Below are 11,372 nucleotides of genomic sequence, written 5' to 3' on the forward strand. Positions count from 1 at the left end.
CGATATTGATTAAATTATTGTCTGCATTGAAAAATGCGACATAACCACTCCACAAGCAAACAATAAAATCACTTTATTTACTTTTGATTTGGTTTGTTATTCTCATGCAAGTTACTATGAGAATAACCATACATCCCATAAATGACTAAACCAATCGCACTCCAGATAAAGAACCGAATCCAAGTTGCAAAGGCCAAATTATACATGATATAAAAACAACAAAGTACTGCTAATGTAACAACAATATTTACTGCAGGACAGCGGAAGGGACGTTCCATATCCGGCTTGGTTTTACGAAGAACAACGACTCCAATCGTGGCTATGACAAAGGCAAACAAAGTACCAATGCTACACATCTCAGCAACAATGCCAATCGGGGTGAAACCGCTGATGAGGGCAACACCAACACCCACTATGATGGTAATTACATGAGGAGTTCGGTATTTCTCATGAATTTTTCCAAGAACTGATGGGATGAGTCCATCCCGAGACATGGTGAAAAACACCCTGGTTTGTGCATACATCATAACTAATAATACCGTAGAAAGTCCGCAGATTGCCCCTGTACCAACTAATGCCGAACCAAAATTATAACCTAGATTTCGCAGAACATAAGCTACCGGTTCTGCATTATTTAATTGATAATAGGGCACAACTCCTGTCATAACGGCAGCTACTGCAATGTATAAAATCGTACATACGACTAAGGACCCTATAATCCCAATAGGCATATCCCGCTTAGGACTACGGGTTTCTTCAGCAGCAGTAGCAATCGAATCAACACCAAGATAGGCAAAGAATATAACTGCCGCCCCTGCAGAAACACCAGCAAAACCAAAAGGCATAAATGGTGTCCAATTCGCAACATCCACCTTAGGACCAGCCATTAGCAAAAATATAAAAATCGCACCCAGTTTTATAGCTACCAATACCCGATTTACTGTTACACTTTCTTTGACTCCAAGCACTAATAAAAACGTCATAAACAACGTGACTAAAACGGCGGGCAAATTCACAATACCTCCATCTGCCGGAACCGCTGTTAATGCCAAGGGTATATCAATTCCCCCTGATTTGAGCAGCCCAACGGTATAAGCCGACCACCCACCGGCAACAGCACTGGCTCCTACAGAATACTCCAATACCAGATTCCAGCCAACCAGCCAGGCAATTCCTTCACCTAAAGACGTATAGGTATAAGTATAGGCACTGCCGGCAATCGGAACCATGGAAGCAAGTTCCGCATAAGCAAGACATACAAAAGCACAAGTAATCCCCGATATAACAAAAGATAGCATAATACCAGGTCCAGCATATTTAGCAGCTGCTACACCAGTTAAGACAAAAATCCCTGTACCAATAATTACACCAATCCCAATTAATATAATATCTAAGGCTCCCATGGTCTTTTTAAGAGAATGTGTCTTGGCTTCGTGCTCCATGATCGTAATGCTTTTCGTACGAAAAATATCCATTGGTCATCCTCCTACTAAATAAAATTCTTCTAAAAGATATAACTTCCAGGTTTATTGATCCTTTCCTGCATTTCTTTTCCATCCTAAAATTAGCTCTATTTGGAAAAGTAATACTTTTTCAAATAGAGCTATAAAATGGCTAGACTAATTTCTTTTTATTATGAAAGGGGTTTAAAGCGGGCTGTAAAGAAACGCAATACCGGGGGTTCATAAATCATCTCTAATCCAGCAATTTGATTACGATTTTGATACAGTTCAATTACAGAATCCGCGACTACATCCATATGAGCGTAGCTATACACACGGCGAGGAATGGTTAAGCGCACGAGTTCTAATTTGGGATAGTAATGATTCCCTGTTTTAGCATCCCGCCCTGCTGATATAATCCCGCGTTCCATAGAGCGTACTCCTGAAAGAATGTAAAGCTGAGCAGCCAAGGCCTGAGCCGGAAATTGATCCTGAGGAATATGGGGTAAAAATCGTTTCGCGTCAAGGAATACTGCATGACCGCCAATTGGCTTTACAATGGGTACGCCAGCCTGATCTAATTTTTCACCTAAATAGCGAACCTGTTCTACACGGTGTTTAATATAGTAATAATCGATGGATTCGCGTATACCGCGAGCCATTGCTTCCATATCCCGACCAGCCAGACCGCCATAACTGGGCATTCCTTCGAATAGTACAACCAGCTGCGTAGCTTTTTGAAATAGTTCTTCATCATTTAGTGCCAAGAATCCGCCAATGTTTACTAAGCAGTCTTTTTTACCGCTCATGGTAGCTCCATCACCATAGCTGAACATTTCTTTTACAATTTCTCCGATGGATTTATCCTTGTACGCCTCTTCTCTTTCTTTAATAAAGTACGAATTTTCGATACAGCGAGTAGCGTCAAACATGATTTTTATGCCATGTTTTTTGGTAATCTCTCGTACTGCACGAATGTTTTCCATACTGACTGGCTGACCGCCTGCCAGGTTTACCGTTACCGCTACGCAGATGTAAGGAATTTTGTCACCGCCTACCCGATCGATTAAATCTTGCAGTTTCTTCAGATCCACATTGCCTTTGAAAGGATCTTCATTCTGGGAATCATGAGCTGCATCGACAATCACATCCACAAAGGTAGCACCATTTAATTCTTGATGAGCACGAGTAGTGGTAAAGTACATATTTCCAGGGACATAATCACCAGGTTTAATTGCTATTTGCGATAAAATATTTTCTGCACCCCGCCCTTGGTGAGTAGGTACCACATATTTAAAACCATACACTTCACGAACTGTTTTTTCTAATTCAAAGAAATTAACACTACCGGCATAGGCTTCATCTCCAAGCATCATACCAGCCCATTGATTATCACTCATTGCATTAGTGCCGCTGTCAGTCAATAAATCAATATAACATTCCTTGGAATTTAATAAGAATGTATTATACCCGGCGCGTTCAATTGCCGCTTCTCGTTCTTTTCGAGTCGTCATTCGAATGGTTTCCACCATCTTGGTCTTGTACGGTTCTGCCATAAATTTACGTTCCATAATCCAATCATCCCCCTTGAAATCATTTCATTTTTTAGTAATACCTCATCTGCATCTTTGCTCTTTCTTACTCTCTAAAATAGCGGTTAGCCCACTATAGTTAAATGCAAAAAGTGTGCCAAGTTCCAAAGCACGATGGTACTTGGAGTGGCACACTCAAGATTCTATGATTTGGCAATCTTTTGTTGTAAGAAAGTTTCCAATAGTGCAAAAAGTTTCCGCTTGTTTCTCCTAGTCTGTGTTAAATGCAAAGGGAATGCCAACATGATTTATTCATTGGCTAAATTATATTTGCGCAGCTTCTTTAATACCGCCGTATGAGATAAATCCAAGACAGAACCAACCCGCCGGGAAGAACGATATCTTCTTAGCGTTTCCTTTAAAATAGCGCGTTCCGCCTCAGCCAAGCGTTCTTTTAAACTCTGATAGGTCTCAAATTGTATGGTTGATAAGGGATTGGCTGTCGCTGCAATTCTCCCCAGACAGATGTGTTCCGGACGAACCTTAGAACCTTCTACCAGATTTACTGCCCGCTCAATCACATTCTCCAGTTCCCGTACATTGCCAGGCCAGTTATACTGCTCCAGCCGTTCTAACGCCTCTTTACTAAAACCATTCACTGAACGACGCATTTTATCCGCAAAACGCTGTAAAAAATACTCAGCTAACAAGCCAATATCCTCTGGACGCTCCCGCAACGGAGGAATCGTAAGAGGAATTACATTTAAACGGTAATACAAATCTTCCCGAAATGCTCCACGAACTACCATATCCTCCAAATTGCGGTTGGTAGCCGTAATGACACGTACATCTACCGCGACTTCACGAGAACTGCCCAAACGTCGTACTCGCCGTTCCTGAAGTACTCGCAGTAATTTTACCTGCAAATGCACTGACATTTCTCCTATTTCATCTAGAAATAGAGTACCGCCATTGGATAATTCAAAAAGTCCTGGCTTTCCCCCTTTGACTGCTCCCGTAAAAGCTCCTTCCTCATAGCCAAATAGCTCACTCTCCATTAATGTTTCTGGAATGGCAGCACAATTAATCGGTACGAAAGTGCCTTGGGATCTTCCAGAGCCGCTATGCAGTGCCCTCGCAAAAAGTTCCTTTCCAGTTCCCGTCTCTCCCCGAATCAAAACCGTGGAATCACTTAATGCATATCTGCGGGATTGCAGAATCAGTTCTTTCATGACCATGCTGTCACAGGTAATATCACCAAAATCCACAGGCAGGGACGCTGTCATCTTTTTCACCAGTTCTCTGACATCCCCAATATCACGAAGCACTATTACGACACCAATTACCTCATGATTCGTATCCTTAAGAGGAACGGTACTAATCACACAATAGCTGCTGATGCATTCAATAAACATTTCTTGATCTTTATAGGAGCAGCCAGTTTTTAACGTCTCTGCCACCAATGCATTCCAGGAGGAATTCTCTATGGATTGTCCGATCATTGTTCCTGGAGAAATCTTTAGGATGCGGGCAGCGGCAGCATTACATTGAATAATACTGCCATCACAATTCACTACTAAAATTCCATCCCGGACGGAAGTTAAGACAGCATCAAGCTGTTCCCCCCGTTCTTTTGAAGGCATAAAACGGGTTATCTCCACACTATGTACATCATCTACCCTTTCGAGTGCCTCAATCAGTTCTTTCGTGTCCTTTTGAAGCATACCCTGGCACTCTAAGAACACAGCCCCTTGCTCGACTTCAATGGTTACGATGTTAATTTTACGTTCTTCCAGAATGATGCTAATATCGCGAACTAACCCAATACGGTCACTACAAGGCATGCGCAAACGCAAGCTTCTCACTCCCTTTTATCACATGTAGCTGGATCGGTATTAGCTGATTTCAATAAAATTTTTACGCCAGAAATCAAGTATTTTTTTATTCTTCAGCCAGTTTTCATCGCAATTAATAATTACTACATTACAGATTTCTAACATCCCCTTGACGTCTTCGTCATAAGAATATAATCTTTTCTCAATATTGCTGTCACTCCGACTATATATTCTTTGCCTGCATTCATCTTTCGAAGCAAAAACTCCCACTAATAAAACCTTTTCATCAAAGTGCTTTTTCAATTGTCTGGCACCATGAACATCGACTACAATTGACCTCATTTGCTGGTTTTCTACTACTTCATGGATAGTCTTCAGATTGGATGCATACAGATTTCCGCTATATTCAGTAACTTCCAGCAACTCCCCCTTCTCTTTCATCCCAAGTATGTTTTCACGAGTAGTAAAATGATAATGCACACCGTCAACTTCACTCTTTCTTGGTTTTCTCGAGGTAAAAGTAATAATAGGGGCAGCGCCCACATATTTTTGTATCGTTGTTTTCCCTGAACCACTAGGGCCTGTAAATGAAATAATCGAAAACATGATTCACCCCCGGATAGTATAAACTCATCATACTTTATATATATTCTTTGAGAATGGAATATATATTTTTTTATGAGAAAAACACTTCAAGATGTCTCCTTCTATACCAAAAGGTAGAAGGAAGATTCTTTTTTATTATCGAACTATATTAAGTCATTATAATACTATTTTTGACATTCTGCCTAAATCCAGTCTACCTAGGAGGAAACTCATGCCAAGAGCCTACAAAAAAAGAGTTCGTAAAAATGATAAAGTGAATAAGGCTATTTGGCCTCAAATAAACAGTAGTACTGTTGCTGCCAGAATACTGTCTGCGATTCGCACCACCCCATTGGGAATTATACTGATCGCCGGAATCGCATTCTTTCATCTTGATGATCTGCCAGGTTCCTTTCTCTCTGCCATACCTACCATCTCTTATATGATACTTCTTTTCGGAATTGCAATTACCTCCTGTTTTAATCGCAGTCGTGCATTTTTTATCTTATTGATTCTATTTTTAAGCCAGTTAGGAATGTCCATTCCAATTCCCACACATTTAGATCATGTTTTTGCCCTGCATGGTATTTACTTAACAGTTAGTTTGCTGCTTCCTTTAAATTTGCTCTTTTTTGCCTCTTGGTCAGAACGAGGAATTTTATCAAGCTGGGGAAAAAGATGCTTTTTATTCATTTTTCTTCAAGTGGTTTTTGTTATGGGTTTGGTGTTATCAGGAGATAGAGAGCTTTTCAACGAAATCGGTAAAAAACTGTTTGCTTTTTCTTTTATGCCGGAGACACCCATTCCTGATGCTGCTCTAGCTGCTTTTTTGCTGTCAGGCATTTTACTATTGGCCAAGCGCCGAAGAAATAATATCCACTTTAGAACCACTATTTTGGGCGTCTTAGCAGCAGTCGCATTTGCCCATCATTTTCATGCCGCCCAGATTGCAATTCCCTTCTTTTATACTGTTGCCGGATTAATGATCATCGTGTCTGTGATTCAAGACTATTATGCTAAAGCCTATTTAGACGAACTTACAGGTTTACCCTCACGCCGCTCCCTAAACGAAGACATGCTGAAACTTGGCAGCCACTATACCATTGCAATGGTCGATGTCGACTTTTTTAAAAAGTTTAATGACACTTATGGACATGATGCAGGTGATGATGTCCTTCGCTTAATTGGTAAGGTTATGAAGAACTTTAAAGGTGGTAAAACCTTTCGATACGGCGGTGAGGAATTTACAGTATTATTCCCTGGCAAAAGCCTCAGTGAAGCAATCCCTTATTTAGAAGCGCTGCGAGAGGAAATCGCAAAAAGTAAATTTGTATTGCGCCAGGATAGTAAACGTAAAAAAGATACCAATAAAAAGCTAAGTGTTACCGTCAGCATCGGCGCAGCAGACTCTAATCATAAAGAAATCAGCCCTGATGAAGTCATTAAATTAGCAGATAAAGCCTTGTATCGAGCTAAAGAAAATGGCCGTAATTGCGTCAGTCAATGACAAAACACAGACTTTTCTTTTTTGTCATTATTAAGAAAAGCCCTCCTGGATGTAAAATCACTTCTACATCTAGGAGGGCTTTTCATCACTTCCGATATTGATTACATGACAAGCCCGACAATTTTTATTTCCTTATCTTTTATCATATCTATAAATTCATCTTCAACCTGCAAAATAGGATATGTGGGGGTTACATTCGGCAGGAATGCGACCTTTGCCTTGCGCCCATCTTCGAGGATTACAGAACTACTAAGCAGATAGTCATTAATACGACGGGAAAAAACATCACATACCGTTGGATCCAGCTTTGTGAACATTTCCAGCTTAATTGCCTGCAAAAGCATAAACGGATTAATGCTTTCCGATTCTGCTATCATGTTGCTTAAATGATTCACGACTCCGATCACTCGGGCAAAGCCATGAATATTTTCTCCAGATAATTGCTGGGGATATCCGCTGCCATCCATATATTCATGATGTTGGACGATTGCTGTTAAAATCGTAGGGGAAAGTGCTCTGCTGTCTTTCAATAATTTGAACGTTAAAAGTACATGAGTTTGTATCTTTTCCGAATTTGCCGCAACCGAATCTTTATCTATAAATAGTTCAAGAGGAAGCTGGGTTTTCCCCACATCATGCAGCAATCCTGCAAAGATAATTTCCCTAATATCTTTAGAAGAAAAATTCATCCACTCCGCAAGCATGCCTGATAAAGCTGCCACCATAACCGAATGGTAAGCCAATGAATTATGAGGCGTTAAGCTAAATAACAAACGATTTACTGCCTCTGATGGATAAATGAGATGCTCAAAAATCCCCGACGCTATTTTATGAAAATGTTTGATATCAATCTTTTTATTATTTCTAATACTATTAAATAGTGCATCTACCTGCTCTACAGAATCTTGCAAAGTATGATCAAAATCCATTGCTTTTTGAATTAAGATTGGGGGCAATTCAGAGAGGGAAGAAGCTTCTTCGGGTTCTTCTGTTATGATCTCATCCACTGTATCCCCATGGTTTTCGATTCTAACATAAGCAATATCCCAATTTTTTATATTCTGAATGGTTTTATTGGTTAAGGTTCCTCCCTTTGGAAACAAAATTTGTTTCCCATTCAGAGAGTGAATCGCTTCAGCTACAATCATACCCGGCTGCAGATCAGTAATAGCTATTTTTTTCATAAATGAATTCCTCCAATGTTTCCATGTCTTGACTAAGAATTTGGTTTCTTATAAACAGACAATAAAGTGGCACTATAATCTCTTTATCTATCTATAGGATAATGGATTTGAGAAATTTATACGACTACCAAAAGGTATAGAAACGTATATTTATTTTTATAACAATGAAAACCGCTTCTCTAATGATGCTTACTTTCATCTTAGAAAAGCGGTCTGTTCTTATCATCTATTTTTCCACTAATCTTTGCAAGGAAAGATCGGTGTTTTATGACTTGCGTTGATTGTCTCACTCCTATAGCACACCATTTCGCAAAATGCTCACAATTATTGGTAAGAAAATTGAAGCCCCCAAAATTATCGCCCAGTTTACTACTGGCTCGTTCCACAATTTCATCAGGGGAAAAAATCTTTATACATGGATCGATTTCCACTGTTCCGCCCATTGCAAAATCCTTAAGCAGTGAATAGTGTATAAACGCTGAGTCCGGTGTTAAACCATTAAAGTGAAATACTCCGCCATAGCCATCATATACACCATAATGCAATGGTCCAAAGCCTGCAGGTCTTATAACAGATACGTATATTACATCACCTTTTTTAAATTCTTTTACGTCTTCGGGCATATTATCACCTATAATCGTTTTTAGATTCTTTCTTGGTCTACAGGGCATCTATAGAATTGCAAAGTTTTCATGATGATTACCGCAAGAATCACAGCTATGATTGTATAAATCATTTTTACGACCCCCTTACTATCTAGTAACCTCCACTAATAAGATTCACAAATTCAATTTAAATCTTTATCTTTAAAGTAACGAATTCCCCTGATGGTCAAACTGGCCTCCAGCCCCTTATCTGTCAATTGATACATCCAAGTGTCCTTACCTGCTGAAACAGCACCTTCCAAAGCTCCTCCGCTTACACTGTCTGTTGCTGCCACGGTAGCCTGTCCACCTACGACCCATCTGTCATTGATAAAATCCATATACGCTTCTTGCGTTTGGAATCCTAGAACTACATCAAATTTTTTTATGCCAAGTCCAAATCCAACCTGTACATCACCAGTTCTCATAAAGGTTTCTTCCTTGGTAGTATTATGAATAGCCACCCCTTTGCCACCCCCGCCTCCTAAGAACACAACTTTGACGTCAGTAATACGAAATACAGCATATCCTACAGCATTTTCAACGGCTTGTCTGGCCCCGGGATGAATCGTATAAAGTTTATCCAAGGTTTCCTGGGCAGAACTTCGTATGGATTCACGTTTTTCTTCCTGACTCGCCGCGCTTACTACAGAAGCCGTCAAACCTAAAATAAGCATTAAAATCGTAACCGTTCTCGCAAATTTATTCATACTCTCTTCCTCCCTCATCCTGATAATTCTTTTTAAGGTCCATATATTTTGCTGCTGCAAATTATGTATTTACTTACCTTTAAAGAAAATAGCTCTTACAATCTGGCCAACAGCCTTTGCATAGATGATTAATGTTTCCCACTCAACTTTCACATCATACATCACATCATTAGCCTGACTAGCTGTTTCCTTTACACTTGCTGCTATTTGATTGACATTTTCTAATACAGTAGGCAATAATGATATTGTTTCTTTTAACCCCATCTCATTGGCATTGAGAATTCGTTTAACATCATCAAGTATGAACAATATTCTTCGTATGACATGAATCAAATAAATACCAATCGTCACCGCAATCAGAAATACAATTGTAATTCCTATATCATATATGGATATATACATGCTTATCCCCGCTTTCAAATGGTTTATTCCACCATCTACTTCTTATTGAAATTGATCATACTACTTATTACTTATATTTTTTTATCACCTGGTCAAAGGAGTGCGCTAATTCCCGCCAAACTTTATGAAGCACGTCTTGCATCTGATCCTGCTCACTTTCATTGCCTTCCTGCACTTTTCTGTAAGAAGCCTTAAAGCGATTTTGCTCTTCCTCAAGCCGCTGGACTTGTCTAAGATAATCTAACTTCTGATCAGGGGGAATGGCAGAGGATTTTTCTTTCATCTCCTGGAGTATTTGATTATATTGCATTAAATACGAATCCACCCATTCCCATTTATAATTCTCACTTTTCATCCATATCCCCTCCGCATTTTAGAACGGATAGGTCACCAATCCCTTTTTGCTAATTTCCCCATACCCCAAAAAACAGAGAACAATAAAGCTGCTACTATTACTAAACCCACTGCTCACTCCCTCCTTTAGCATTACGCTCCATCCCCATCTTTCACCAGTATACTACACCCAATTTCGACACAACTTGTCACTTGCATGACCTATATTTATGTATTTCACTTAAATACCCTTTTTTTCCTTCGATATATACAATAATTTTTTCCATATAAAGAAGAATTATTTTATAATAATTGTATAAAATTCCTTTATTTCTCTTCTGCATGCCATGTAAATCAATAACCATGCAGCGGATTGAGCCCTGATAGAAACTACATATAAAGAACCACGACTGAGCATCTCTACCTAGCCGTGGCTCTGCATCTTTATGTGTACTCTTGTCTTACTTTGTAGCCGAATCTTCATTTTTTTCCTTTTTTATGTCAGAAATTTTTTCTTTTACATCACTCATGATTTCATGTGATTTTTCAGAAAGCCTTTCTTTGGCCTCGTCTACCAGATCTTGGGTCTTAACCGATATTTCTTTAATTGTCTCCGTTAAATCCTGCGCATTTTTTGCAAGATCAGTTCTAGTGTCTTTGCCAGCCTTAGGTGCCAGCAGTACTCCAGCAACTGCTCCAATTGTCATCCCTAGAGTAGCACCAATTGCCACCTTTCGGCGTACTTGTTTCTCACGTTTTCTTTTACCCTTCTGCAATAAATCCAATATAGACATAGCCTCGTCCTCCCATCTTAATCATTAATTAGTAGATATGATATAAAATTACATCTTAGCTACTTTTTTTCCTGCGATAACTGCAATAAAGATTATTATGAAAAAAGATATACTTTTATTAAAAGTATATAAAATAAATGCAAAAATACGACCAGGCATCTGTGCCTAGTCGTACTCTTATTTACTTAAAGCGACTTACAAACTTTTTATATTCGTCTTCCGCTTTATCTTTGGTATAACCATATCGTTCTTGAAGAATCCCAACCAACTTTTCTGTTTTGCCTTCAAGCTGCGTAATGTCATCATCAGTAAGCTTACCCCACTGCTCTTTCAGCCCGCCTTTTAACTCTTTCCATTTACCTTTTAAAATGTCCTGGTTCATTTTAATTCCTCCCCTGTTATTT

Annotated in this window: 12 protein-coding genes; 1 reads left to right on the top strand and 11 read right to left on the bottom strand. The window is 39.3% G+C overall.

Going from position 1 to position 11,372, the window contains the following annotated elements:
• Positions 1 to 77: 77 nt before the first annotated feature.
• The 4 genes from FR7_RS18275 to FR7_RS18290 all read right to left on the bottom strand — a co-directional run bounded on the left by FR7_RS18275 (position 78) and on the right by FR7_RS18290 (position 5,415).
• On the bottom strand, positions 78 to 1,475 hold the full coding sequence (locus tag FR7_RS18275; protein ID WP_007937364.1) for an amino acid permease: 1,398 nt from the start codon (positions 1,473 to 1,475) through the stop codon (positions 78 to 80).
• Positions 1,476 to 1,633: 158 nt separating this feature from the next.
• Positions 1,634 to 3,013 carry a tyrosine phenol-lyase gene (locus tag FR7_RS18280; protein ID WP_007937365.1) on the bottom strand — a complete coding sequence of 460 codons (1,380 nt, stop codon included), beginning with the start codon at positions 3,011 to 3,013 and terminating at the stop codon, positions 1,634 to 1,636.
• Positions 3,014 to 3,282: 269 nt separating this feature from the next.
• Positions 3,283 to 4,830, bottom strand: coding sequence for a sigma 54-interacting transcriptional regulator (locus tag FR7_RS18285; RefSeq protein WP_007937366.1), 1,548 nt, complete (start codon positions 4,828 to 4,830; stop codon positions 3,283 to 3,285).
• A gap of 39 nt (positions 4,831 to 4,869) precedes the next feature.
• Positions 4,870 to 5,415, bottom strand: coding sequence for a guanylate kinase (locus FR7_RS18290; protein ID WP_007937368.1), 546 nt, complete (start codon positions 5,413 to 5,415; stop codon positions 4,870 to 4,872).
• 211 nt (positions 5,416 to 5,626) lie between these two features.
• Here FR7_RS18290 and FR7_RS18295 point away from each other — a divergent pair, with 211 nt between their 5' ends.
• Positions 5,627 to 6,901: a GGDEF domain-containing protein gene (locus tag FR7_RS18295; protein ID WP_007937370.1), complete on the top strand. Its 1,275-nt coding sequence runs from the start codon at positions 5,627 to 5,629 to the stop codon at positions 6,899 to 6,901.
• A 101-nt stretch (positions 6,902 to 7,002) separates the two neighbouring features.
• Here the strand turns inward: FR7_RS18295 and FR7_RS18300 are convergent, their stop codons facing one another.
• From FR7_RS18300 to FR7_RS18330, 7 genes are all read right to left on the bottom strand, one after another.
• On the bottom strand, positions 7,003 to 8,085 hold the full coding sequence (locus FR7_RS18300; RefSeq protein ID WP_007937372.1) for a cyclic di-GMP phosphodiesterase: 1,083 nt from the start codon (positions 8,083 to 8,085) through the stop codon (positions 7,003 to 7,005).
• A gap of 200 nt (positions 8,086 to 8,285) precedes the next feature.
• Positions 8,286 to 8,708, bottom strand: coding sequence for a lecithin retinol acyltransferase family protein (locus FR7_RS18305; protein ID WP_007937374.1), 423 nt, complete (start codon positions 8,706 to 8,708; stop codon positions 8,286 to 8,288).
• 164 nt (positions 8,709 to 8,872) lie between these two features.
• On the bottom strand, positions 8,873 to 9,439 hold the full coding sequence (locus tag FR7_RS18310; protein ID WP_007937376.1) for a lipid-binding SYLF domain-containing protein: 567 nt from the start codon (positions 9,437 to 9,439) through the stop codon (positions 8,873 to 8,875).
• Positions 9,440 to 9,508: 69 nt separating this feature from the next.
• Positions 9,509 to 9,841, bottom strand: a complete 333-nt coding sequence (locus FR7_RS18315; protein WP_017531324.1) for a hypothetical protein — start codon at positions 9,839 to 9,841, stop codon at positions 9,509 to 9,511.
• 67 nt (positions 9,842 to 9,908) lie between these two features.
• Entirely contained in the window at positions 9,909 to 10,196 is a 288-nt protein-coding gene (locus FR7_RS18320; RefSeq protein ID WP_007937380.1) for a sll1863 family stress response protein, read from the bottom strand.
• Positions 10,197 to 10,635: 439 nt separating this feature from the next.
• Positions 10,636 to 10,968 (bottom strand): YtxH domain-containing protein, encoded by a 333-nt coding sequence (locus FR7_RS18325; RefSeq protein ID WP_007937381.1) that lies wholly within the window; start codon positions 10,966 to 10,968, stop codon positions 10,636 to 10,638.
• Between the two features lie 181 nt (positions 10,969 to 11,149).
• Positions 11,150 to 11,350 (bottom strand): CsbD family protein, encoded by a 201-nt coding sequence (locus FR7_RS18330; protein ID WP_007937382.1) that lies wholly within the window; start codon positions 11,348 to 11,350, stop codon positions 11,150 to 11,152.
• Positions 11,351 to 11,372: the final 22 nt, after the last annotated feature.

Source organism: Pelosinus fermentans DSM 17108, from assembly GCF_000271485.2.
GTDB classification, from domain to species: Bacteria; Bacillota; Negativicutes; order DSM-13327; family DSM-13327; genus Pelosinus; species Pelosinus fermentans.